Source organism: Candidatus Limnocylindrales bacterium (assembly GCA_035626395.1).
Classification (GTDB): Bacteria; Desulfobacterota; Binatia; order UBA1149; family CAITLU01; genus DASPNH01.
The window spans coordinates 1-24,417 of sequence record DASPNR010000011.1 but is presented as its reverse complement, the minus strand read 5'-3'; the positions used below and the strand labels follow the sequence as shown (position 1 = coordinate 24,417).

Sequence of the window (24,417 nt, the reverse complement as noted above, 5' to 3'; positions counted from 1 at the left end):
CGGTCAGGCTACGCGTTTGCTGGCAGGGGCGGCGCTCTCCTCGGGCCAGATCTGCGAGCGCAGGACGTCCTCGACGGTCTCGGCGCGGCGCACCAGCTCGATGTCGCCTTCGAGATTGATCGCGTAGACGGCGCTGCGCGGGCGCGTGAACTGGTTGGAACGCGCGACGCTGTAGGCGCCGGCGTCCATGATCACGACCGCGCGGCCCTCGGCGGCGCCGGGAACCTCACGCTTGAAGTAGAGCACGTCCTGCGTGGCCAGCGTCGGGCCGGCCACGTTGTATGGCCGACCTTTGGCATCCGGCTTCTCGCCGGGAACCACCAGACGCCACTCCGAGAAGAAGAGGTTCTCGGGAACGTCGTTGATGGAGATATCCGTGAAGAGCCAGTCGTTCTTGACGATGCGCATCTGGCCAACGACGGTCTGCGCGTTCGCGCACAGGCAGCGGCCGGGCTCCAGGGCCAGGCGCGGGCTGTAGCCGGTGCTCTTGACCAGCGCGTGATACTTCTCGGAGATCGCCTTGCCGAAGTCGTCGATCGAGGACGTCTTCACCTCGATGCGTCCCATGCGCTCGAGGACCTGCGCGATGACGAACCGTCGCGACAGGCGCAGGTTGCGCATGCTCTGGGCGGGATAGCCGCCGCCCATGTTGATCTCTTCGATGTGGATGCCGCGGCGCTCGCACTTCGTGACGAGGTCGAAGATCCTCTCCATCGCAACCAGGTATCGGCTCGGCGTGAAGATCTGCGACCCGATGTGGGTCATGATGCCGCGGAAGTCGAGGCCCGGCATCTTGGCGATCTCGGCGATGGCCGCTTCGGCCTGATCGATGGGCAGGCCGAACTTCTGCTTGTACGTGGAGATGACCTTGTCGTAGTAGGGCTTGGAAAGAACCGGATCGATGCGCATGCCTACGCGCACCTTCTTGCCGGTCTCGGTGGCGATCCTGCTGATCAGGCGCGCCTCGGTCAGCGACTCGATGTTGATGAATCGGATGCCCCATTCGATGGCCGCGCGAAGATCCGCCTCGGGCTTGCACGGGCCGTCGAAGACGACCTTGCTGGGGCTGAAGCCGGCGCGGCGGGCCAGCTCCATGTCGAGCGCGCCCGAGATCTCGGCGCCGCAGCCTTCCTGCTGCAGCGTGCGCAGCACGATGCTCTCGAAATTGGATTTGACCGAGTAGTACGTCTCCAGGCCCTCCACGGATGCGAAGGCCTGACGCAGGCGGCGATAATTGTCGCGAAGCTGCCCCTGCGAGATCAGATAGAAGGGAGTGGGATACTTCCTGGCCAGCTCGGCCAGATCATGACCGTCGATGCTCGCCTTCCCCGACGGCTCCCAAACGAAGTGTTCCCCCTGCCTTGAAACGGACATACCTGTGTCTCCTGACTGTTATTCGATGTGGTGCGGCGACCTGCCATCGCCGGCGCCCTGCCACTTCCCCCGTGACGTTTGGGCCCCGCGCTGGCTCGGCGGTTCAGCTCTGCTCGGACTCGATCCGCTCCCCGGTCCCTGCTGCATGGCGGCGGCGGCGGCGCACGAGGCGCGATGCCGAAGTCGTGATCTCAGGCCATGCCGATGGATGAAGGTAGAGAGGGTCCCGGAAGCTGCGCCAATTCCCCATACTGGTCGACAAGGCCCCTATCATCAAACGCGACGGTAGGGCAAGGCCATGCCTTCCGGCACGGTAGCAGCGGGCCAGGAACGCCATCGAGCCTCTCGGCGAGACCCACTCGGTAGCCCCGGTTCGCCCAACCTTAGGGGCGATTTTCAGTCCCGTCGCCTCGTTGAAAGCGGCCAGCAGAAGATGATGTCCTGCCCTCGTCCCCAGGTTCAGCCACAGCCACGTGCGGGGGTTGGCGTCGAGGATCTTGTGCTCGCCGGTGCGCGCGTCGAGCTTGAACTCGATGTCGCAGATGCCCCAGTACCCGAGCTCGTTCAGAAGCCGCACGCACGGCTCCAGGAGCTTGGGCGCCTTGATGATGCGGACGATGAGACCGTCGCCGAACGGCTCGGGATACTCGTGCTGCTTGCACGCTGCGAAGAAGTCGCGCAGCCGGCCGTCGCGTCCGATCGTCAGCGCCACCGTCACCAGGTTCTCGAACGGCCCGGGCACCGCCTCCTGCAGCAGAGTCGGGAACTGCGCGGCGATGCACTCGCGTGCCGCCAGCGCCGGCTCGCCGCCCAGCGCCTTGGTGGCGCCGGTTGCCTGTCGGAACGTGTAGATGCCGTCGCCTTCGAGGCGGTAGCGGAGCGCGGGCTTGATGAGCCAACCATTGGCCTTCAGGCCCGCCAGCTCCTCGGCATCGTGCACCTCGCGGAAGTCGGGTACCGCCACGCCGACCCGCCTGGCTGCTTCGTACAGGCGCCGCTTGTCGATGACGTTGCCGACGACCGCCGGAGCCGGATACGGCTTGACCGATACCCGCGCCAGATCCTCGTGATGCTTCTCCGCCGCCAGCAGCGCCGCATCCTCGCTGGCGAACAACACCGGCGGCATGCGCTGCAGCGACGCCCACGCGCACGTCGCTTCCGCCCAGGCGCTGGTGCTTTCGTAGAGGTCGGGCAGGGGCAGGAAGCTGGCAAAGCGGGAGCGGGCGCCGGGGCCGGGATGCGGCCCGCCGATGACCACGCGGATGCCTGCCGAACCAAGCTCGCGCGCGGCAGCGAGCGCGGCCAGGTTGTCGGGGAACACCAGCGCCGTGGGCGTCCCGTTCATCGCACGCCTTGACCGGCGTCGCCGCCGCCGGCGTTGCGCACGTCCTGCTCGGCAAAGCGCACCAGGCCGCTGGCCTTGCGCCATACGACGTTGGCGTCGTCGCGCGAGCCGATGGTGTGGAGCAGCTTTCGCACGCCGGGAAGCGACAGCGCTCCGCGCAGCATGGGGTGCAGCACGACGCGCTGGCGGATCGGCTTCTTCTCGTACCCCAGCGCGAGCTTGAACGCGTCCAGCTCCTCGACCGGCTCGGGCGATTCCAGGCCGAACGTCACCTCGCGCACGCCCCGGCGCACCAGCATCTCCTCGGTCAGCGTGTAGATGAGCGCGTTGTTCGGGTAGTGCTTGAGCAGCTCGTTGCGCGAGCGCGCCTGATAGAACTCGCAGACGTCCTCGATGCGGATGGTGATGAGGTAGCTGGCGAACTGGCCTTCGTGCCAGGCGCTCCACACCTCGACGGCCGGCGATTCGTCGGACGCCTTCAGCAGGCGCTCCCATTGCTCCAGCGCTGCGGTCGAAGCCCTTTTCTGCCGCTCCATCGTCTCGATGAATGCGCCGCGGCCGAGCTCAAGCAACTCCGCGCCCGTGATGCGCCGGATTTCGTTGCGCGACAGCCCGCGCCGGACCTTGCTGCGCGTGTTCGCCGACAGCTTTTCGAGCGAGTAGGCGGGATCGCTGCAGGCAAGATGGAAGCTCGGCTTTCCGCCGTCGGCCTCCTCGCACACGTAGCGGACGCCGACGGTGCGGGATTGCGCCAGCAGGTCCTTGATCTCGTCGTCGCCCACGTGGATCGAGCGGTGCGAGGGCAGGCTGAGGAGGAAGCGCGGCCCTGCCTCGTACCACCAGGAGCTCGGGCTGCGGAAGATGCGCATCCCGAGGCGCTCGAAGAAGTGCGCCAGGCCGTCGGCGTCCAGCGCCGGGCCCGAAGCGGAGGATTGCGAGGAGTCGCTCGGCGGCTGCACCTTCCTTTCCCTGTCAGCGATGACGCGAGCGGCAGCCGGCGACGGCGGCTCAGAGGAGCTGCGGAGTCGACGGCAGCTTGGTCTCGCCCATCAGGTACGCATCGACGGCGCGGGCGCATTCGCGGCCTTCCCAGATCGCCCAAACGACGAGCGACTGGCCGCGCCGCGCGTCTCCGCAGGAGAAGACGCCGTCGATGCTGGACATCCAGTTCGGTCCCGCCTTGACGTTGCCCCGCTCATCCAGCGCAACGCCGAGCCCGTCGAGCAGCGGGTTCTTCTCCGGCCCGACGAAACCCATCGCCAGCAGGACCAGATCCGCCGGCATCTGGAACTCGGAGCCTTCCACCTCGCGCATCTTGCGACGCCCGTCCGTGTCCGTAAACCACTCGACGCGCACGCACTCCATTGCGCAGACGCGGCCGTTCTTCTCGACGAAGCGCTTGGTGTTGATGCTGAACTCGCGCTGCACGCCTTCCTCGTGCGAGCTGGAGGTGCGGTAGATCATCGGCCAGTAGGGCCAGGGCATGTCCTGCGTGCGCGTCTCGGGCGGCTTGGGCAGGATCTCGAGCTGGGTGATGCTCCTGGCGCCCTGCCGATTGGAGGTGCCGATGCAGTCCGAGCCGGTGTCGCCGCCGCCGATGACGATGACGTGCTTGTCGGTGGCCGTCAGCGTTCCCGCCTTCTCGTCCGGATCGCCTGCGACGCGCTTGTTCTGCTGCGGCAGGAACTCCATGGCGAAGTGCACGCCATCGAGCTCGCGGCCCGGCACCGGAAGATCGCGCGGCTGTGTGGCGCCGATCGAGAGCACCACCGCGTCGAACTGCTTGCGCAGCTCGTCGGCGGTGATGTCGGTGCCCACGGCCACTCCGGCACGGAAGGTCACGCCTTCGGCGCGCATCTGCTCCATGCGGCGGTCGATCAGGTGCTTCTCCATCTTGAAGTCGGGAATGCCGTAGCGAAGCAGGCCGCCGATGCGATCGGCACGCTCGAACAGCGTCACGTCGTGACCGGCGCGCGCCAGCTGCTGGGCGGCGGCCATGCCGGCGGGCCCCGATCCGACCACCGCCACCCGCTTGCCGGTCTTCTCGAGCGGAGGCTGCGGCCGCACGAAACCCGCCTGCCAGGCGTGATCGATGATGTTCTTCTCGATCAGCTTGATGGTCACCGGGTCGTCGTTGATATTGAGCACGCACGCCTCTTCACACGGCGCCGGACAGATACGGCCGGTGAACTCGGGAAAGTTGTTGGTGGCGTGCAGCGCCTCGATGGCCTCTTTCCAGCGGCCTCGATACACGAGATCGTTCCAGTCGGGGATGACGTTGCCGAGCGGGCAGCCGTTGTGACAGAACGGTATGCCGCAATCCATGCACCGCGCGCCCTGCGTCTTGACCGTGTCCTCCGAAGGCTTGCCTTCGAATTCCTTCCAGTCGCGCAGACGTTCGGGCACCGGGCGCCTTCTCGGCACCTCGCGGCGGTACTCCATGAATCCGGTGATCTTTCCCATCAGGTCGTGTCTCGTCGTGGGGCAGGCCGCGGATTAGCGGCCCATCTGCTGTGTTGGCCGCGGGGCGCTCGCTCGGGCGTACATCGAAGTACGCCTGCGCTCGCTTCACCCGCGGCCGCCTTGCATCTGGGCCACTCTTCGCGCCCTGCGCGTTGTTATCTCTACCGTCTGGTCAGCTGCGGCAAATCCCTGCCGCGAAAGTGTCGCGCGGGGGCGGCGTGTCTGCCGCGGGATCCGCCGCGGACATGCCCGCCCCCGCGCCGCAACGCTCGCGTGAGATGTCCTCGCTTCAGACCGCCGCCAGCTTCTGCGCCTCCGAATCCAGGTGCATCGACTCCAGCACCTTGCGGTACTCGGTGGGCAGCACCTTGAGGAAGTCTCGGCACGCCGCGTCCCACTCATCGAGCAGACGCTCGGCCACCGTGCTTCTGGTGTACTGGTGGTGGCGAACCAGGAGCTGATGGACGCGCTTTCGATCCTCTTCGTCCTCGAGCTCGAACAGCTCGACCATCCCCATGTTGCAGCGCCGCTTGAACACGCCCTCTTCGTCCAGGACATAGGCGACGCCGCCGCTCATGCCGGCCGCGAAATTCCTCCCGGTCGGCCCCAGGCACAGCACGGTCCCGCGCGTCATGTACTCGCAGCCGTGGTCGCCGAGGCCTTCGACCACGGCCGTGGCGCCGCTGTTGCGAACGCAGAAGCGCTCGCCGGCGCGGCCGCGAATGAAGACCTCACCGCCGGTGGCGCCGTACAGCGACACGTTGCCGATGATGATGTTCTCGTGCGGCTTAAAGGTGACGCGCTCGTGCGGCATGATCACGACCTGTCCGCCCGTCATGCCCTTGCAGAAGTAGTCGTTGGCGTCGCCCTTGACGGTCACCGAGACGCCGCGGGCCAGGAAGGCGGCAAAGCTCTGCCCGGCCGAGCCCTCGAAGTTGATTTGCACCGTGTACGGCGGCAGCCCCTCCTCGCCGTATCGCTTGGCGATCTCGTGGCTCAGGGTCGTGCAGACGGTGCGGTTCGTGTTGCGGATCGGCAGATCGATGCGCACCGGCTTGCGATCCTCGAGCGCGGGCCGCGCCAGGCGGATCAGCTCGTTGTCGAGCGCCTTCTCCAGCCCGTGGTCCTGCGTGCCGGTGCCCGAGATGCCGACGCCCTCGGGAACCTGCGGCTTGTAGAGGATCGGCGAGAAGTCGATGCCCTTGGCCTTCCAGTGCGTGATGTTGTCGCGCACGCGCAGGCAGTCGACGCGCCCGGTCATTTCGGCGACGGTGCGGAAGCCGAGCGAGGCCATGATCTCTCGCAGCTCCTGCGCGATGAAGAACATGAAGTTGATGACGTGCTCGGGCTGGCCCGTGAAGCGCTTGCGCAGCTGCTCGTCCTGCGTGGCAATGCCCACGGGGCAGGTGTTGAGGTGGCACTTGCGCATCATGATGCAGCCTTCGGACACCAGCGCAGCCGTGGCAAAGCCGAACTCGTCGGCGCCGAGCAGCGCGGCGATGGCCACGTCGCGGCCGGTCTTGAGCTGACCGTCGGTCTCGACGCGGATGCGGCTGCGAAGATCGTTCTCGACCAGCACCTGCTGGGTCTCGGCCAGGCCAAGCTCCCACGGAATGCCCGCGTGCTTGATCGAAGAGAGCGGCGAGGCGCCGGTGCCTCCATCGTGTCCGCTGATCAGGACGACGTCGGCCTTGGCCTTGGACACGCCCGCGGCGATCGTGCCCACGCCGACCTCCGCCACCAGCTTGACGCTGACGCGCGCGCTCGGGTTGCTGTTCTTCAGATCGTGGATGAGCTGGGCCAGGTCCTCGATCGAATAGATGTCGTGGTGCGGCGGCGGCGAGATCAGGCCCACGCCGCGCGTGGAGAAGCGCGTGGCGGCGATCGTCTCATCCACCTTGTGGCCCGGCAGCTGCCCGCCCTCGCCGGGCTTGGCGCCCTGCGCCATCTTGATCTGCAGCTCGTCGGCGTTGGTGAGGTATCCGATGGTGACGCCGAAACGTCCGGAGGCCACCTGCTTGATCGCGCTGCGTGCCGAATCGCCGCCCGGCAGCGGCTGGTAGCGCCACGGCTCCTCTCCGCCTTCGCCGGTGTTGGACTTCCCGCCGATGCGGTTCATCGCGATGGCCAGCGTCGTGTGCGCCTCGCGTGAGATCGAGCCGAAGGACATCGCGCCGGTCTTGAACCGCTTGACGATCTCGGAAGCCGGCTCGACCTCGTCGATGGGGATCGGCGCCGTCGGTGTGACGAACTCGAAGAGGCTGCGCAGCGTGCACAGGCTCTTCTCCTGCTCGTTGATGAGGCGCGCGTAGCTCTTGAAGATCTCGTAGTTGCCCGCGCGCACCGCGTGCTGCAGGCGCGCGATGGTCTCCGGATTGAACAGGTGGAACTCGCCGCGGCGGCGCCACTGGTACTGACCGCCGGGATCGAGGCCGTCGTCGTCGGCGACTTCGAGGCGCCACGCGCGCTCGTGCCGCATCTGGATCTCGCGTGCGAGCACGTCGAAGCCCACACCCTGGATGCGGGAGGCGGTCCAGGTAAAGCAGCGGTCGATGACCTCGTCGGAAAGACCGATGGCCTCGAAGATCTGCGCGCCGCGATAGCTGGCCATGGTCGAGATGCCCATCTTGGACATCGTCTTGAGCAGGCCCTTGCCGATGGCCTTGCGGAAGTGCTCGATGACCTCGTCGATGTCGTTGCCGTGCAGCAGGCCACCCTCGGCCATGTCGACCAGCGTGTCGATGGCCAGGTACGGGTTGACCGCGCTGCAGCCGTAGCCGCACAGCAGAGCGAAGTGCATGACCTCGCGCGGCTCGGCCGATTCCAGCACGATGCCGGTCAGCATGCGCAGGCCCTCGCGGATGAGGTGATGGTGCACCGCGCCCACCGCCATCAGCGAGGGCACCGGGTCGTGGCGCTCGTCGATGCCGCGGTCCGAGAGGATGATGATCTCGCAGCCCTCGCGCACCGCCTTCTCTGCGTCGGCACAGATGCGGTCCAGCGCCGCCACCAGCGACTCCCTGGTTGCCGGCGCATCGAGCAGGATCGAGATGGTACGGCTGCGAATCCCGTTGCAGTCGATCTCGCGGATCTTCGCGAGCTCCTCGTTGGTCAGCACCGGCTGCGGGATGCGAAGCTGACGGCAGTGGCCGGGGCTCTCCTCGAAGATGTTGCCCTGTCGGCCGACGCCGGTCTCCAGCGACATGATCAGCTCTTCGCGGATCGGATCGATGGGCGGATTGGTCACCTGCGCGAACAGCTGCTTGAAGTAGTTGAAGAGCAGCTGCGGCTTGTCCGACAGGCACGCCAGTGGCGTGTCGGTGCCCATCGAGCCTACCGGCTCCTGGCCGTTCAGCGCCATCGGCGCCAGCAGAACGCTCAGATCCTCGCGGGTATAGCCGAAAAGGTTCTGGAGGCACTCGAGCTGCTCGCCTTCGATGTGCCACTCCACGCTGTCCGGCTCGGGCAGGTCGTCGAGGTCGACGCCGTTCTTGTCCAGCCACAGCGCGTAGGGCTGGCGCGCGGCCAGCTTCAGCTTGATCTCGTCGTCGGCGACGATGCGCTGCTCGTCCAGGTCCACGTAGAAGATGCGGCCGGGCTGCAGGCGCTCCTTGAGCAGCACGTTTTCGGGCTCGACGTCGACGACGCCGGTCTCGGAGGCCATGACGACCAGCCCGTCCTTCGTCACCAGATAACGCGACGGACGCAGGCCGTTGCGGTCCAGCACGGCACCGATGCGGCGGCCATCGGAGAAGGCGATGGAGGCAGGGCCGTCCCACGGCTCCATCAGCGAGGCGTGGTACTGGTAGAAGGCCTTGCGCTCGGGCGGCATCGCCTCGTGCTTCTCCCACGCCTCCGGGATCATCATCGCCACCGAGTGCGGGAGCGAGCGGCCGGTCTGCACCAGCAGCTCCAGGGCGTTGTCGAAGCTGGCCGAGTCGCTCTGGCCGGCCGTGATGATGGGAAGCAGCTCCTTCATGTCGTCGCCGAACAGCTTCGACTCAAAGAGCTTTTCGCGCGCGCTCATCCAGTTGATGTTGCCGCGCAGCGTGTTGATCTCGCCGTTGTGCGCCAGGTAGCGGAACGGGTGCGCCAGGCGCCACGTCGGCAGCGTGTTGGTGCTGAAGCGGGAGTGGATGAGCGCCAGCGCGCTGATCGTGCGCCTGTCGGTCAGGTCGGGGTAGAAGCCGTCGAGCTGCGAGGAGATCAGCATCCCCTTGTAGACGATGGTGCGGCACGAGAAGCTGCACAGATAGAAGTGGTAGGCGATGTCGTCGCCGAGGCCGGCCGCCGTCTTCTCGGCGACGCGGCGTGCGACGTAGAGCCGCCGCTCGAGGTCCTCCTCGGACAGCTCGCCGTCGGGCACGACGAAGATCTGCGCGATGGCCGGACGCGTCTGATCGGCCACCACGCCGACGAATCGCGCGCCCGTCTCCGGATCGACCGGAACCACCGGCACCTCGCGCCAGCCGAGCACTCGCAGGCGGCTGCGCCGGCAGGCTTCTTCCAGGCACTCGCGCGCCTTGCGCTGAGCCGGCTCGGCCGGCGGCAGGAAGACCATTCCGACGCCGTAGCGGCCACGGTCGGGAAGTCGGATGCCGCGCTGGTCGCACGACTCGGAGAGAAGCTCGTGAGGAATCTGAAGGAGGACGCCGGCGCCGTCGCCGGTTTCCGAATCGCAGCCGCAGGCGCCGCGATGTTCGAGACGCTTGAGAACCTCGATGCCCGTCGTCACCAGGTCATGGCTGCGTTCGCCACGAACGTTGCACACGAAGCCGACGCCGCAGGCGTCGCGTTCGATCAGGGAGCGGGTCAGTCCCTGATGACGGGTTGTCTCGTCTTGCATATCGGCTGTCCTTGATCGCTCCAGCTGGGCGGGAGCGACCGGTGACGTTGGCTCGGGGGTACGAGCGACCGGCGACTCTAGGGAAGCAACCGAAAGATGTCAACCAATCGAGTATTCTGTCCTACGTATGTTGTGCCTCAATCGAGAATGGCCTAACTTCGCCCGTATCACGCAGTCCGTGACTCAAAGGTGAAGAATGCGCAAGCTCGACGAACAGGAATTGAAGATCGCGAAGGCCCTTGTGAGGAATCCGCGCCTCTCCGACAACAGGCTCGGCGAGCTTTACGACATTCCGGTGCGAACTGTCAGCCGGAAAAGGGCCCGCATGGAGCAGGAAGGCCTGCTGCGCTACTTCGCCGAGGTGGACATGGCCGCCGAGGGTACCGGCTGCTTCTCGTGCAGCCACCTCTACATCATCCAGTTCAAGGTGGGCGTCACCGTCAGCCAGATCCAGGATGAGATCCGCAACGAGCCCAACGTCGTGACGGTCTTTACCGAGCTCATCCGCGAGTCCTACATCGCCGAGATCTCGGGGCGCGTGGCGCTGGTGATGGTGGTAGAAGGGACCAGCGACCGCGACGTGGTCGAAAGCTTTCAGCAGAAGATCGTACCGTCGCTGCAGAAGAACCACGGCAAGGACTCGATCGAGGATGTGTCGACGATTCGCCTGCTTTCTCGCGTACGTATACTGCGAAACTACCTGCCTTCCGTGAACATGGAGAACGGCATGATGAAACCCGACTGGAGCACCGACTCGATCTTCGTCGCATGAAGGAGCGATACGGGCCATGGGTGCTGGTGACGGGCGCATCCTCGGGCATCGGCCGCGAGTTCGCGCGGCGGCTGGCCGCGCAGGGGTTGAACGTTGTGGTGGTCGCGCGCCGCGCCGACGCGCTCGAGGAGCTGGCGCGGCAGATTCGCGCTCCCGTTCAGTGCCGTGTCATCGCCATGGACCTGTCCGAGCCCGGGGCGGCGGCGCGCCTGGCCGAGGCCGTTGCGGACCTGGAGATCGGGCTCCTGGTGGCCAACGCGGGCACCGGATGGATCGGCCGCTTCGATCTTCAGGCGCCCGAGTTTCACAGCCGCCTCATCCGCCTTCACTGCGAGCTGACCGTCGAGCTGACCGCGCGCCTGGTTCCCGCGATGCGCGAGCGGGGGAGAGGCGGCATCGTCGTCGTCTCCTCGGCCGGCGCGTTCCTGCCGCTGCCGTACTATGCCGTCTACGGCGGGACCAAGGCGCTGCTGCAGAACTGGGGCGAGGCGATCGCGGCCGAGCTCAAGGGAACCGGCGTCGATGTGCTGGTGGTATCGCCCGGCGACACCAGAACCGGCTTTCAGGATGTCGCCGGGGAGATGTCCACCCGATGGTCGTCGGTCGAGGACGTGGTCGGCGAGGCGCTGGCGGGCCTCGGCAAGAAGACGGTGGTGGTGCCGGGGCTGGAGAACAGGCTGGGTCTGTTGGCAGCCAGGCTGCTGCCGAGATCGATGGTGATGTCGATGATCGAGAAGCGCCAGCGGGCCCAGACTCCCCGTGATCGTCGCTAGCGTTCTTGTGCGGAGCTCGCCGTGAAGCTGCCGTCGAGGATGCTGCCCGCAATCGCCGCCAGGCTCCTGGCGTCGACGATGCTGCTGAGCGCCGCAGTGGCGAGCGCGCAGCCGGAGTACGACGAATACGGCCTCAGGCCCGACGGTGGCGGTGACGGTGGCGGCGAAATGGCCTGGCCCGAGCCGCGCGGCGACGGCGCGCGTCCCGAGCCCATCGCTCCCGATGAAGAAGAGCTGGATCCGTTCGACGAACGGGCCATCGAGCTCGAGCCCGAGGTGCGCATCCCGGCCGATCCCAACGAGCAGCCGGAGCTGGCGCCGCCGCCGGTGCAGGAGAAGCCGGCCGAGCCGTTGCTGCCTCCGGTCGAGCAGCTATTGAGGGAAGGCCCGGGTGCGCAGCCTGCCGACGCCGAAGATCCGCACGGTCTCGATGCGCACGACAAGGCGCAGCAGGCGGAGAAGGCGGATCCGAGCGCGTGGTAGTCCCGCCGCGACGACGTCAACGGCGCGTTTCGGGAAGTGCAAGCCGTTCGATGCCGGCCCGGCAACGACCACGATGGACGGCGTCCGCAGATTCGCGGATGCGCGATGCAGGAGGTGAGCGATGCCCAACGTGCGTGCCGCGATCAAGCTGAGCGACGAAGAGCAGCGTCAGTTCTTCGAGACGGCCAAGACCGTCATCATGGCCACGCACAATCACGACGGGTACCCGCACCTGGTGCCGATGTGGTTCAGCATGATCGACGGCCTCGTCAGCATGCACACGTACAAGACGTCGCAGAAGGTGCTCAACATCCAGCGTGACCCGCGCGGGTCGATCCTGATCGAGGACGGCACCGAGTACGACAAGCTTCGCGGCGTCTTCATCCGTGGCCGCTTCGAGCTGATCGACGACCAGGAGCTGTGCTACCGCATCGCCGTGGCCTCCGCGCGCAAATACAACGGCCTCGATGAGGAAACCGCGGGCCCGGCGCTGCGGCATTACATCCGCAAACGCATCGCTCTCGTCTTTCATCCCGAGAAGACCTCCAGCTGGGATCACCGCAAGATCGGCTCGGCGCGCTGAGCGCGCCGCTTCTCAACTGAGCGCTGCCGAGCGCTCGCCCCCGTTTCGCAAGCTCGCATTGCGCATGCACCGCGCCGTCCTCGATGGAGGCCGCACGGCGCGTCGCGCGGAATCGCGCGCATTATCGCTCTCGTTGCTGCACGCGCGACCGTTGCACGCGCGCAATGGACGGACACGTATTGCTGCCGGTGCGAAGGCGCCTCTACATTTTCCCGAGTACGCGAGTTTCTCCGGCCCACAAGGAAAGGCCTCATGCGTCTCGAGTACCAGAACGCCCTCGGCGACATCGTCTTCTTCCACATTGCGCACCAGCTCGCGTCGGCGGCGATGCACGGCTACCTGCTGGTGGGGTCGTTCATGGTGGCGTACCTGACCACCGCCAGCTCCGAATGCCGCGGCGCCGCTCCCTGCACCGAGACGTTCAGCTTCGTGCTGCTCATGACGTATCTGCTGGTGCTGACGGCGCAGCTCCTGTTCAGCGCAATCAACCTGTTCCACGATGACAACCGCGCCTCGCTGACACGCCATGTCGTCGACGTCTCCGATGCGGGCGTCGGCGAGTACACCGTCTACCAGCACTCGGTGTATTCGTGGGAAGGCATCCTCAAGGTGGTCAGCGTGGCCGGCTTCGTCGCCATCTACGTCTCGCCGCACACCGCCCTGGTGGTTCCGCCGCGTGCATTCACGACGCAGCGCGAGCGCGGCGAGTTCCTGGCGCTGGTGCGTTCGCACATCCACGCCGCACGGATCGAGCAGACCGCGACGGCGTAGCCGCGGGCGGAGCCGCGCATCGCGCATACCGCCGCCGCGTACCGTCACGGCCACGCTTCATCCATCCGGACGATCCGGCGCAGCCTGTCGCGCCGGACGATCCGGCGCAGCCTGTCGCGCCTGCGATCGGCCCCACCGCGATCGGCACGCGCCTCTCTCCGCCTGGCGCGCGGCCGTGCAACCCGCGCCGACGCCTGCTATGCCTCCGCGCCGATGAAGAATCCCGTCTCGGCAACGCTGCGCGGCTTGCGTGACGTGCGCACCGAAGGCCGCAGCCTGGCGCCGCTCGAAGACGACGAGCGCATCGACGGCCGCACCGTCCTGGTCACCGGCGCCAACCGCGGCCTCGGGCGCGCGGTCACCGAGGCGCTGGTGCGCCGCGGCGGCCGCGTCGTCATGGCCTGCCGCAGCGGCATTCCCGATGCAGGCGAGGAGGTGAAGCAGGCGACCGGATCGTCCTTCGTGGCGATGCGGCACGTGGACATGGCCGACCTGCGGACCGTCGATGCTCTCGTCGATGGTCTCGACCGCGACGGCACCGTGCTCGACGTGCTCGTGCTCAACGCCGGCGTGGTGCCGCGTCGGGCACGGCGCACCGAGCAGGGCCTGGAGCTGATGTTCGGCGTCAACTATCTCGCCAACGTCGCGCTCGTCGAGCGGCTGCTCGCCGCGGGTCTTCTGCGCGTGGGCGGCAAGGACCGGCCGCGAATCGTCTTCGTCTCCAGCGAGTCGCACCGCGACGCCGGGCCCGTTCGTGTCGAAGACCTGGGACGCTTCGCGGCGTACGGCGCCATGGGCGGGATGAAGGTCTACGGCTACAGCAAGCTGCTGCTGACCACGTACGCGATGCATCTGAGCCGCCGGCTGGGCCAGAAGGCAGGCGTCCACGCCTGCTGTCCCGGCCCCGTCGACAGCGACATCGCGCGCGAGGCCCCGGTGTGGATCAAGCCGCTGCTGCGTCCCGTGATGAGGCGCTTTTTTCGCGCGCCCGCAGAGGCGGCCGCGCCGGTGGTCTACCTGTGCTGCGCCCGTGCGCTCGATGCCAGCACGGGCAGATATCTGCACCTCATGATGGAAAAGGCGCCCGATCCGGCCGCCACCGATCCGCAGGCCGGCGAACGCCTGCTGCACGAGAGCATGCGGCTGATCGAGCAGGCGAGGGGACACCATGCGGGAGGGACACATGAGCGATGATGCCGAGCGACGCGTGATCTCGGGCGAGAGCTGGCGGCGCTTCTGCAGACAGCTGGAGGCGGCGGGCGAGCCGATCTTCGCCAACGAGCACGCGACCGACGCCCTGAGCCGTGCTGAGGGCACGCGTTACCTGACGCGCCTCGTACGCGCGGCTCTGGAGACGTTCGTCGAGTTCGCCGATCCGATGGCGCCGGTGCTGCGGCGAACGGTGCACGAGACGATCAAGATGGGCGCCGACAATCCGGACAACTGGTACGAGAACGCGCCCGTCCACGGCGACTACGAATATCGTCTGTACGGCAGCCGCGGAACGGTGCCGTACCTCAGCATCGCCACGCAGGTCGGCCATTACGGTCAGGGTGCGGGCATGCCGCCGGCTGGTTTCCTGGAAGCCAAGGACCTGAAGATCGGCGCCGACGGCACGCTCGAGCTGATCCTGAGCCGACGACAGCAGGCCGGCAACTGGCTGCCGCTCGCCGACGGTTATGGAACGCTCATCATCCGGCAGACGTTCCTCGACCGCGCCCGCGAGCAGCGCGCCGAGCTGACGCTGGAGCGCATCGGCGGCCCGCTCTGGCCTGCGCCGCTGACGGCCGAGGCCATGGATGCCGGCCTCGCCAGCGCCGGCAGCCTGGTCGCGGCCTGCGCAATGATCTTTCCGGGCTGGGCCGACGGCTTTCGCGCGCACGCGAACACGCTGCCGCGCTTCGATCCCGATCTGTCGCGAATGTTCGGCGGCGATCCCAACATCGCCTACTACCACAGCTACTGGGAGCTGAAGGACGACGAGGCGCTCGTCATCGAGACCACGCCGCCGCCATGCGAGTACTGGAACTTCCAGCTCAACAACTACTGGATGGAGTCGCTCGACTACCGCCACCATCGCGTGTGCATCAACAAGGCGGGCGCGCGCCTGCGCAGCGACGGCAGCGTGCGCATCGTCGTTGCGCATCGGGACCCTGGCGTCGAGAACTGGGTCGACACCGCCGGCCACCGCTTCGGCACGATGTGCTTGCGCTGGGTGCGCGCGGCCGAGCATCCGCAGCCGCAGACCCGCGTCGTCCAGCTCTCGGACCTGCGACCGTGAGGACGGCGGCGGCGCCAGCCGCGGCGTTGCCGGAACGGCCCTATCGTCCGCGCGCGATAGCCGCGTTTCACGCCCTGTGCGCCAAGCTGGAGACGCGCGGCGTTCGTATCGCCCGCCTGCGAGAAGAGGAGCTGTTGCGCGACGCGCGCGCGCGCACCGGCCTGCACGACTTCGGCGACGAGTGCTTTCGCGAGCCGCTGCGCGTCCTCATCGATTCGATCGAGCGCGAGGCGCGGCTTCACCCGGTCGGTCGTCTGATCACGCGCGCGCGGCTGCTGTCGGCGCTGTGCACGCGCTTGCGCGTGCAGGAGTACGTGCGGCGCCATCCGCAGGTGCTCGCGCTCGAGCTGGCGCCGCCGGTCGTGATCGCCGGCCTGCAACGCACCGGCACGACGATGCTGCACCGGCTGCTGGCGAGCGACCCGGGGCTACGGCCGGTGCTGGCATGGGAAGGCATGGCGCCACTGCGAGGCCGCCTGGTTCTGGGGGCGGACGTGCGGCGGCTGCAAGGCAAGATCGGCGAGCGGGTGCTCTCGTACATGGCTCCCGCATTCTTCGCCATTCATCCGGCCGAGGCCGATGCGCCCGAAGAGGACGTGCTGCTGCTCGACATCGCGTTCATGAGCACGACGCCCGAAGCGACGATGCACGTGCCCACGCAGGCGGCGTGGCTGGAGCGGCAGGATCATACGGCAGCCTACGAGTACTTCGCGCTGCTGCTGCGCATCCTCGCGCATCAGGGGCCGGTCTCACGCGACCGCGTCGCCGGCTCAGGCCCGGTGAGATTCGTGCTGAAGACGCCGCATCACCTCGAGTACCTCGACGTCCTGCGCAAGGTCTTCCCCGGCGTCCGCGTCGTCCAGACGCATCGCGACCCGGCGCGCACGCTGGCGTCGTTCTGCAGCATGGTCTGGCACGGGCGCGGCGTGTTCAGCGACGAGGTCGACGCGCGCGAAGTGGGCGCGCACTGGTCGCGCAAGGTGGGGCGTCTGCTCGATCGCAGCATGGAGGCACGCGGCGCCGCAGCCGATGAAGGCTTCGTCGACGTGTCCTACTACGACCTCGTCGCCGATCCCGTCGCAGCCATCCGGCGCCTGTACGACGCCTTGGGTCTTCCGTTCACGCCGGCGGTGGAGGAGCGCATGAAGGTCACGCGCAAGGCCAACCCGCAGCACAAGTACGGCGCGCACCGCTACCGGCTGGAGGATTACGGTCTGACCTCCGGCGGCGTCGAACCGCTCTTTGCGCGCTACCGGAAGCGTTTCGCCGTGCCCGTGGAGGCGAGTGCCTGACTGCGGCACTCCGAACTGCGTGGGGCGGGTGGCGCCCGGCTCGGTACCGGCACCTCATCGCGCGCACCGGTGCGTCTGCAGGCAAGCCTCTGACAGCCGCCGCTCCCTCCCCATGCGGTCGACCGTGCCCGGATCGCGCGTGCGTCCGACCCCACTGCGGTTGGCGAAATCGTGCAAAGCGACGTTTCCCGACCCGACTCCGGCCGGCCGCATGAACAGCGGCAATGCGTGCTCGTCGAAGCCGGCAACATCGACGATCCTTGTCGCGACGGCACGACCAGTCACCGTCGGCAGGCGTCGCAGGAGGTTTTCCAATGGACGCACGAACGACGGCCAACATGCTGGGACTGACGGGTATCGGCATCGGCCTCACCGAGATCGCAGCCCCCGTCTTCGTCGAGAAGTCTCTCGGGATCGGGCACCGGCACGTGCTGATGCGGGCGATGGGGCTTCGCGAGATTGCAAGCGGGGTGGCCATCCTCACCCAGGACAAACCGGCCGCCGGCATGTGGTCACGCGTGGCCGGCGACGCGCTCGATCTGGCGCTGCTCGGCGCGGCCGCGATCAAGTCCAACCGCAAGGCTTTCGTGTTCGGTGCCATCGCCGCCGTCATGGCCATCGCCTATCTCGATTACCGCAACGCCACCGAGCTGAGCCGCTGATCCACCATGCGCGTCCACCATCTGAACTGCATTTCGACGTGCCCGCTCGGCGGCAAATTGATGGACGGCCGTACAGGATCGCTTCTCGAGCGCGGACATCTGACCTGTCACTGCCTCCTCATCGAGACTGACGAAGGGCTGGTGCTGGCGGACACCGGGCTCGGCCTGCGGGACGTGGCGGCGCCGTCGGCCAGATTGAGCAGCTTCTTCCTGTCGCTGGTCAGTCCCGACTTCCGCGAGGAGATGACGGCGGTGCGGCAGATCGAGCGCATGGGCTTCGACGCCTCCGACGTGCGCCACATCCTGCTCAGCCATCTCGATTTCGACCACGCCGGCGGCCTCGACGATTTTCCCCACGCGACCGTCCACATGCTGGGCGCCGAACGTGACTACGCCATGGCGCAGAAGACGTGGCTGGACCGGCAGCGCTTCCGTCCGCAGCAGTGGTCGACGCAGCCCAATTGGAAGGTCTATCGAACCGGCGAGGGCGAATCGTGGTTCGGTTTCGAGCGGGTGCGCACGCTCGAAGGACTGCCGCACGAGATCGCGCTCGTACCGCTGGTCGGTCATACGCACGGTCACGCCGGCATTGCGGTGGATCGGGGCGACGTCTGGCTGCTGCTGGCCGCGGATGCCTATTTCTTCTACGCCGAAATGGACGTGGGCAATCCGCGCTGCACGCCCGGTCTGCGCCTGTATCAGTGGATGATGGAGAAGCAGCGTGAGGAGCGGCTGCGAAATCAGGTACGCCTGCGCGAGCTGTGCCGCGATCACGCCGGGCGCGTCAAGGTGTTCTGCTCGCACGACGTCGGCGAGTTCGAGCGCCTGGCCGGGCGGCCGGCTGATGCGCCTGCGCCGCCGCTGCAGCCAGCCCGCGAGCCTGCTCGCCCGCACTACGCGATGGCAATCTGAGCCGCAGCGCCGGCGTCCCCGCGCATGGCGCGCGCGCCGCGCTGGTGCGAAAGCCGTGGGTGGCAGCACCACACCGCCGCCTTGCCGCACGTTGACGTGCGCCGGCATGACCGCTAACCAGGGCCGATGGCACAGGCGAAGGACTGCAACACCACGAGCGGCGAAATCCATCTCGACGATCCGGAGGCGGCGGTCGTCCTGCGCGGCCCGCTGAGCGATCTGCAGCGCGCCGCCGAGCGGCTGGAATCCAGCGGCATCGACTGCGCCATCGTGCGTCCTCAGCAGGACGCGGCCGGTTGCTGCTCGACCACGCTGTACCTGGCCGTGGCCCGTGACGATGTCCCCGCCGCCTACGCACTCTTTGATCGGGAATGGCGCCGCGGCCTGACGCCGGAGCAGCTTGCGGCTCTGGATGCCGCCTCCGATGTGGTTCTCGATCCGGACGCTCCGGAGACGACCTGCCCCGCCTGCCTGACGACGTTCGCGACGGGGCCGGCGGCTTGCCCCGATTGCGGCCTCGCACTCGGCTGAAGCGCCCAGCGATCCACTCGCGCGTTGAACTTTCCCCATCGGCGGCAGAGGTCTTGCTGACCGCGCTATTCGCCCGCAATCTAGCCTGACCGTTCGCGCTGAGGCACAGGGTGGGAAGCCCGAAGTGCCCTCGGTAACCGGCTTGGAAAAACGCTTCGGGCTTTCCTCGCAAATGCTGATCGACATCCTCGCTCTCCCCCCGTGGGGCGACGACGGCAACGGTGAAGCGGACCCGACGCAGGATCAGCGGCGCCGAAACATGCGCGCCACCCGCTCCTGCGCCAGCGTCACGGAAAAAGATCGCGATCGGAGCCGGCCAGCAGGTTCATTCGCGCGTTGCGGTTCGCTATTTATCCGAACGCCTTCGTGGCTGCGGCCTCCTCCTTGGAGAATGATCCCGCCGCCACTCGCTGCGATCGTCCATCTCCCGGGCCGCCAGTCAGCGGCGGCCGAGCGTCTCCGAGGTCGGTACCATGCCTAGAGAGATCACTGTCCAGACTGGCGGAAAGAAAGCGGCGAAGCCCGAGGCCGTCATCGTCGCAGAGCTCGAGCAGAAGGCGGGCGTTGCCGATGCGACCGCGGTCCCGCGCAAGGCTGGCGATGCGGGCGGCAAGAGGACGGCCGCCGTGATGACGGCAGCCGCAGGCAAGGCCGCGCCGCAGGCGGCCCGTGGCCGCGGCAGGAAAGCTGCCGTCACGCCGCAGCAGGGCCGGAAGGCCAGCGTCGGCGGATCGGTGGTGCGCAATGGCACGAAGCCGGCGCGCGCCAATGGCGAAGCCGGACGCAAGGGCAAGGCCGCCGTCAACGGTGCAGCCGGACGCAAGGGCAAGGCGGCCATCAACGGCGCAGCCGACCGCAGGAGCCGAGCCGGCGTCAACGGCGCTGCCGGACGAAAGGCGACCGTCGCGGTCAACGGGCGCAAAGCCAAGGCGGGCGTCAACGGCGAAGCCGCCACCAACGGCCATGCAAGCAGAACGCCTGTCGAGCTGGATCGCCGCCAACTTCTCTACGCTCTGCAACGGATGCGCGCCGGGGATTTCTCGGTGCAGCTTCCCGGCGACTGGGGCGGCCTCAACGGCAAGATTGCCGACACATTCAACGACATCGTTGCGGCCAACCTTCGGATGTCGCAGGAGCTCAAGCGCGTCGGCCAGGTGGTCGGACGCGAGGGCAAGACGCGCCAGCGAGCCCGTTTCGACATGCATCGCGGCGCGTGGGGCGAGATGGAAGGCTCGGTCAACACGCTGATCGACGACCTTCTGCGGCCGACCACCGAAGTGACCGCCTCCATCGCCGCCGTTGCCCAGGGCAATCTCAACCAGACCATGCGTCTGGACGTGGACGGCAGGCCGCTGGAAGGCGAGTTCCTGCGCTCGGCCACCATCGTCAACAAGATGATCGAGCAGCTCGGCGTCTTCACTTCGGAAGTGACTCGTGTTGCCCGCGAGGTCGGATCGGACGGCAAGCTCGGCGGACAGGCGCAGGTGCCGGGCGTGTCGGGCGTGTGGAAGGACCTGACCGAGTCGGTGAACTCGATGGCGAGCAACCTGACCGCGCAGGTTCGAAACATCTCCGAGGTCACCATCGCCGTCGCCAACGGCGACCTCTCGCGAAAAATCACCGTGGACGTGCGCGGCGAGATCCTCCTGCTCAAGGAAGCGATCAACTCGATGGTGGACCAGCTGCGCGGCTTTGCCTCCGAGGTGACGCGCGTGGCGCGAGAAGTCGGCACCGAAGGCAAGCTCGGCGGTCAGGCCGTGGTGCCGGGCGTGGCCGGAACGTGGAAGGACCTTACCGACTCCGTCAACGCAATGGCCGGCAACCTGACCGCGCAGGTGCGAAACATCGCCGAGGTGACCACCGCCGTGGCGCGCGGCGACCTGTCACGAAAGATCACCGTGAACGTGTCGGGCGAGATCCTGGCGCTCAAGGACACGATCAACACGATGGTGGACCAGCTCAACGCGTTTGCCGGCGAGGTGACGCGCGTAGCGCGAGAAGTGGGCACCGAAGGCAAGCTGGGCGGCCAGGCGCAGGTGCCCGGCGTGGGCGGCACCTGGAAGGACCTGACCGACAACGTCAACTTCATGGCGTCCAACCTGACGGCACAGGTCCGCAACATCTCGGAGGTGGCCACCGCCATCGCCAACGGCGACCTTTCGAAGAAGATCACCGTGAACGTGTCGGGCGAGATCCTCCAGCTCAAGGAAACGCTCAACACGATGGTCGACCAGCTCAACGGCTTCGCGTCCGAGGTGACGCGCGTGGCGCGCGAGGTCGGAACCGAAGGGCGCCTGGGCGGGCAGGCCGTCGTGCCCGGCGTGGCGGGCACCTGGAAGGGCCTGACCGACAACGTCAACCTGCTGGCCGCCAACCTGACCACGCAGGTCCGAAACATCGCCGAGGTCACCACCGCCGTCGCGCGCGGCGACCTCTCGCGAAAGATCACCGTGGACGTCAAAGGCGAGGTGCTCGAGCTCAAGGTCAACTTCAACACGATGGTGGACCAGCTCAACGCGTTCGCGGCCGAAGTGACGCGCGTGGCCCGCGAGGTCGGAACCGAAGGCAAGCTCGGTGGCCAGGCGCAGGTGCCCGGCGTGGCCGGAACCTGGAAGGACCTCACTGATTCGGTGAACTCGATGGCGTCCAACCTGACCGCGCAGGTCCGAAACATCGCCGAGGTGGCCACGGCCGTCGCACGAGGCGACCTCAGCCGAAAGATCACCGTGGACGTGAAGGGCGAGATCCTCGAGCTCAAGGACACGCTCAACACGATGGTGGACACGCTCAACGCGTTCGCCTCCGAAGTCACGCGCGTGGCCCGCGAGGTCGGAACCGAAGGACGCCTCGGCGGACAGGCCGTCGTGCCGGGCGTGGGAGGAACCTGGAAGGACCTGACGGACTCCGTCAATTTCATGGCGTCCAACCTGACGGCGCAGGTTCGAAACATCGCCGAGGTCGCCACCGCCATCGCCAACGGCGACCTCTCCAAGAAGATCACCGTGGACGTGTCGGGCGAGATCCTCGAGCTCAAGAACACGCTCAACACGATGGTCGACCAGCTCAACGCGTTCGCCTCCGAAGTGACGCGCGTGGCGCGCGAGGTCGGAACCGAAGGCAAGCTCGGCGGCCAGGCGCAGGTGCCCGGTGTGGCCGGAACCTGGAAGGGCCTGACCGACAACGTCAACTTCATGGCCGCGAACCTGACGGCCCAGGTGCGAAACATCGCCGAGGTGACCACGGCCGTGGCGCGTGGCGACCTCAGCCGCAAGATCACGGTCAACGTCTCGGGAGAGATCCTCGAGCTCAAGAACACCATCAACACCATGGTGGACCAGCTCAACGCGTTCGCCGGCGAAGTCACGCGCGTGGCGCGCGAGGTCGGAACCGAGGGCAAGCTCGGCGGTCAGGCGCAGGTGCCCGGAGTGGCCGGCACCTGGAAGGACCTGACCGATTCGGTGAACTCGATGGCCTCGAACCTGACTGCGCAGGTTCGAAACATCGCCGAAGTGGCAACCGCCATCGCCAACGGCGACCTGTCCAAGAAGATCACCGTCGACGTGCGCGGCGAGCTGCTCAACCTCAAGGAGACGCTCAACCGCATGGTCGAGCAGCTGCGCTCCTTCGCCGCCGAAGTGACGCGTGTCGCCCGAGAGGTGGGAACCGACGGCAAGCTCGGCGGTCAGGCCGTGGTCTCCGGTGTAGCGGGCACCTGGAAGGACCTCACCGACAACGTCAACCTGCTTGCCGCCAACCTGACCACGCAGGTCCGGAACATCGCCGAGGTGACCACCGCCGTGGCGCGCGGCGACCTTTCGCGAAAGATCACCGTCGACGTCAAAGGCGAGATTCTCGAACTCAAGCTCACCATCAACACGATGGTGGATCAGCTCAACGCTTTCGCCGCCGAAGTGACGCGCGTGGCCCGCGAAGTGGGAACCGAAGGCAAGCTCGGCGGCCAGGCCAAGGTGCCTGGCGTGGCCGGCACGTGGAAGGATCTCACCGACAACGTCAACGTCATGGCGGCCAACCTGACCGAGCAGGTGCGCGGCATCGTCAAGGTGGTGACCGCGGTCGCCAACGGCGACCTCAAGCAGAACCTGACGGTGAAGTCGAAGGGCGAGGTCGCGGCCTTGGCCGAGACCATCAACAACATGACCGACACGCTGGCGACCTTTGCCGATCAGGTGACGACCGTCGCACGCGAGGTCGGCGTCGAAGGCCGCCTCGGCGGCCAAGCGAACGTGCCCGGCGCCGCCGGCACCTGGAAGGACCTGACCGGCAACGTGAACCTGCTGGCCGCGAACCTGACCACCCAGGTGCGCGCGATCGCCGAGGTGGCGACCGCCGTCACCAAGGGCGACTTGACCCGGTCGATCCAGGTCGATGCGCGCGGCGAGGTCGCCGAGCTCAAAGACAACATCAACACGATGATCGACAATCTGCGCCTGACCACGGACCGCAACACCGAGCAGGACTGGCTGAAGACCAACCTCGCGCGGTTCACCAACATGCTTCAGGGCCAGCGCGACCTCGCCACCGTCGGCCGCCTGCTGCTGTCGGAGCTGACCCCGCTGGTCAATGCGAACCAGGGCGTCATCTACCAGATGGAAGGCGACGAGATGCCGCGGCTGCGGCTGCTCTCGGCCTACGCCGACGATGCGAACGCCGGCCATCCGGAGGAGATCCAGCTGGGTCACGGCCTGATCGGCCAGTGCGCCGTCGACCGCCGCCGCATCCTGCTCAGCGACGTGCCCAACAACGTCGTGCCCGTGGGGTCGGCGCTGTTCCGCATCCTGCCGCAGAATGTGATCGTGCTGCCCGTGCTGTTCGAAGGCCAGGTGAAGGCGGTCATCGAGCTCGCCTCGATGTCCAGCTTCACCGACCTGCAGATCACCTTCCTCGAGCAGCTCACCGCCTCGATCGGCATCGTGCTGAACTCGATCGAAGCGACGATGCAGACGGAAGGCCTGTTGAAGCAGTCGCAGCAGCTCGCCGCCGAGCTGCAGGCGCAGCAGTCCGAGCTCCAGACCACAAACGAGCAGCTCGAGCTCAAGGCGCAGCAGCTTGCCGAACGTAACGTCGAAGTGGAGCGCAAGAACCAGGAAATCGAGCAGGCCCGCCGCGCGCTGGAAGAGAAGGCCACCGAGCTCGCGCTCACCTCGAAGTACAAGTCCGAGTTCTTGGCCAACATGTCGCACGAGCTGCGCACGCCGCTGAACTCGATCCTGATCCTGTCGCAGCAGCTGGCCGAGAACGCGCCCGGCACGCTGACGCCCAAGCAGATCGAGTTCGCGCGCAACATCAACTCCTCGGGCAGCGACCTGCT

General features: G+C 67.2%; 17 protein-coding genes. 12 read left to right on the top strand and 5 right to left on the bottom strand.

The features are described from left to right. Positions 1–3 precede the first annotated feature (3 nt). The 5 genes from VEC57_06015 to gltB all read right to left on the bottom strand — a co-directional run bounded on the left by VEC57_06015 (position 4) and on the right by gltB (position 10,028). On the bottom strand, positions 4–1,374 hold the full coding sequence (locus VEC57_06015) for an alanine racemase (GenBank protein HYB98675.1): 1,371 nt from the start codon (positions 1,372–1,374) through the stop codon (positions 4–6). A gap of 103 nt (positions 1,375–1,477) precedes the next feature. Beyond that, complete coding sequence (locus tag VEC57_06010; protein HYB98674.1) at positions 1,478–2,719, bottom strand: hypothetical protein; 1,242 nt, start codon at positions 2,717–2,719, stop codon at positions 1,478–1,480. Continuing rightward, positions 2,716–3,678, bottom strand: coding sequence for a GNAT family N-acetyltransferase (locus VEC57_06005; GenBank protein HYB98673.1), 963 nt, complete (start codon positions 3,676–3,678; stop codon positions 2,716–2,718). The genes VEC57_06010 and VEC57_06005 overlap by 4 nt, the downstream gene beginning before the upstream one ends. Positions 3,679–3,727: 49 nt before the next feature. Continuing rightward, positions 3,728–5,182 (bottom strand): glutamate synthase subunit beta, encoded by a 1,455-nt coding sequence (locus VEC57_06000; GenBank protein HYB98672.1) that lies wholly within the window; start codon positions 5,180–5,182, stop codon positions 3,728–3,730. A 289-nt stretch (positions 5,183–5,471) separates the two neighbouring features. Further along, positions 5,472–10,028 carry a glutamate synthase large subunit gene (gene gltB, locus VEC57_05995; protein ID HYB98671.1) on the bottom strand — a complete coding sequence of 1,519 codons (4,557 nt, stop codon included), beginning with the start codon at positions 10,026–10,028 and terminating at the stop codon, positions 5,472–5,474. 196 nt (positions 10,029–10,224) lie between these two features. Here gltB and VEC57_05990 point away from each other — a divergent pair, with 196 nt between their 5' ends. From VEC57_05990 to VEC57_05935, 12 genes are all read left to right on the top strand, one after another. Next, positions 10,225–10,800 carry an Lrp/AsnC family transcriptional regulator gene (locus VEC57_05990; GenBank protein ID HYB98670.1) on the top strand — a complete coding sequence of 192 codons (576 nt, stop codon included), beginning with the start codon at positions 10,225–10,227 and terminating at the stop codon, positions 10,798–10,800. Continuing rightward, positions 10,797–11,573 carry an SDR family NAD(P)-dependent oxidoreductase gene (locus VEC57_05985; protein ID HYB98669.1) on the top strand — a complete coding sequence of 259 codons (777 nt, stop codon included), beginning with the start codon at positions 10,797–10,799 and terminating at the stop codon, positions 11,571–11,573. The genes VEC57_05990 and VEC57_05985 overlap by 4 nt, the downstream gene beginning before the upstream one ends. A gap of 21 nt (positions 11,574–11,594) precedes the next feature. Further along, positions 11,595–12,056: a hypothetical protein gene (locus VEC57_05980; GenBank protein HYB98668.1), complete on the top strand. Its 462-nt coding sequence runs from the start codon at positions 11,595–11,597 to the stop codon at positions 12,054–12,056. Positions 12,057–12,177: 121 nt separating this feature from the next. Beyond that, the gene (locus VEC57_05975) at positions 12,178–12,639 is read left to right on the top strand and encodes a pyridoxamine 5'-phosphate oxidase family protein (protein HYB98667.1); all 462 of its coding nucleotides are present in this window, start codon (positions 12,178–12,180) and stop codon (positions 12,637–12,639) included. Between the two features lie 252 nt (positions 12,640–12,891). Then, entirely contained in the window at positions 12,892–13,410 is a 519-nt protein-coding gene (locus VEC57_05970; GenBank protein HYB98666.1) for a YcxB family protein, read from the top strand. Between the two features lie 213 nt (positions 13,411–13,623). Then, positions 13,624–14,604, top strand: a complete 981-nt coding sequence (locus tag VEC57_05965; GenBank protein HYB98665.1) for an SDR family NAD(P)-dependent oxidoreductase — start codon at positions 13,624–13,626, stop codon at positions 14,602–14,604. After that, positions 14,594–15,691 (top strand): DUF1214 domain-containing protein, encoded by a 1,098-nt coding sequence (locus tag VEC57_05960; GenBank protein HYB98664.1) that lies wholly within the window; start codon positions 14,594–14,596, stop codon positions 15,689–15,691. The genes VEC57_05965 and VEC57_05960 overlap by 11 nt, the downstream gene beginning before the upstream one ends. Then, positions 15,688–16,983 (top strand): sulfotransferase, encoded by a 1,296-nt coding sequence (locus tag VEC57_05955; GenBank protein HYB98663.1) that lies wholly within the window; start codon positions 15,688–15,690, stop codon positions 16,981–16,983. Before VEC57_05960 ends, VEC57_05955 begins: the two co-directional genes overlap by 4 nt. A 314-nt stretch (positions 16,984–17,297) precedes the next feature. Next, positions 17,298–17,645, top strand: a complete 348-nt coding sequence (locus VEC57_05950; protein ID HYB98662.1) for a hypothetical protein — start codon at positions 17,298–17,300, stop codon at positions 17,643–17,645. Positions 17,646–17,705: 60 nt separating this feature from the next. Next, positions 17,706–18,557 (top strand): MBL fold metallo-hydrolase, encoded by an 852-nt coding sequence (locus VEC57_05945; GenBank protein ID HYB98661.1) that lies wholly within the window; start codon positions 17,706–17,708, stop codon positions 18,555–18,557. A gap of 126 nt (positions 18,558–18,683) precedes the next feature. After that, positions 18,684–19,088, top strand: a complete 405-nt coding sequence (locus VEC57_05940) for a hypothetical protein (GenBank protein ID HYB98660.1) — start codon at positions 18,684–18,686, stop codon at positions 19,086–19,088. A gap of 473 nt (positions 19,089–19,561) precedes the next feature. Beyond that, positions 19,562–24,417: HAMP domain-containing protein (locus VEC57_05935; protein HYB98659.1), on the top strand; the 4,856-nt coding region annotated here is incomplete at its 3' end.

Bases quoted from the DNA above. Each gene is read 5' to 3' on its own strand.
- VEC57_06015 (HYB98675.1), bottom strand. From the start codon at position 1,374: ATGTCCGTTTCAAGGCAGGGGGAACACTTCGTTTGGGAGCCGTCGGGG.
- VEC57_06010 (HYB98674.1), bottom strand. From the start codon at position 2,719: ATGAACGGGACGCCCACGGCGCTGGTGTTCCCCGACAACCTGGCCGCG.
- VEC57_06000 (HYB98672.1), bottom strand. From the start codon at position 5,182: ATGGGAAAGATCACCGGATTCATGGAGTACCGCCGCGAGGTGCCGAGA.
- gltB (HYB98671.1), bottom strand. From the start codon at position 10,028: ATGCAAGACGAGACAACCCGTCATCAGGGACTGACCCGCTCCCTGATC.
- VEC57_05990 (HYB98670.1), top strand. From the start codon at position 10,225: ATGCGCAAGCTCGACGAACAGGAATTGAAGATCGCGAAGGCCCTTGTG.
- VEC57_05985 (HYB98669.1), top strand. From the start codon at position 10,797: ATGAAGGAGCGATACGGGCCATGGGTGCTGGTGACGGGCGCATCCTCG.
- VEC57_05975 (HYB98667.1), top strand. From the start codon at position 12,178: ATGCCCAACGTGCGTGCCGCGATCAAGCTGAGCGACGAAGAGCAGCGT.
- VEC57_05970 (HYB98666.1), top strand. From the start codon at position 12,892: ATGCGTCTCGAGTACCAGAACGCCCTCGGCGACATCGTCTTCTTCCAC.
- VEC57_05965 (HYB98665.1), top strand. From the start codon at position 13,624: ATGAAGAATCCCGTCTCGGCAACGCTGCGCGGCTTGCGTGACGTGCGC.
- VEC57_05960 (HYB98664.1), top strand. From the start codon at position 14,594: ATGAGCGATGATGCCGAGCGACGCGTGATCTCGGGCGAGAGCTGGCGG.
- VEC57_05950 (HYB98662.1), top strand. From the start codon at position 17,298: ATGGACGCACGAACGACGGCCAACATGCTGGGACTGACGGGTATCGGC.
- VEC57_05945 (HYB98661.1), top strand. From the start codon at position 17,706: ATGGACGGCCGTACAGGATCGCTTCTCGAGCGCGGACATCTGACCTGT.
- VEC57_05940 (HYB98660.1), top strand. From the start codon at position 18,684: ATGGCACAGGCGAAGGACTGCAACACCACGAGCGGCGAAATCCATCTC.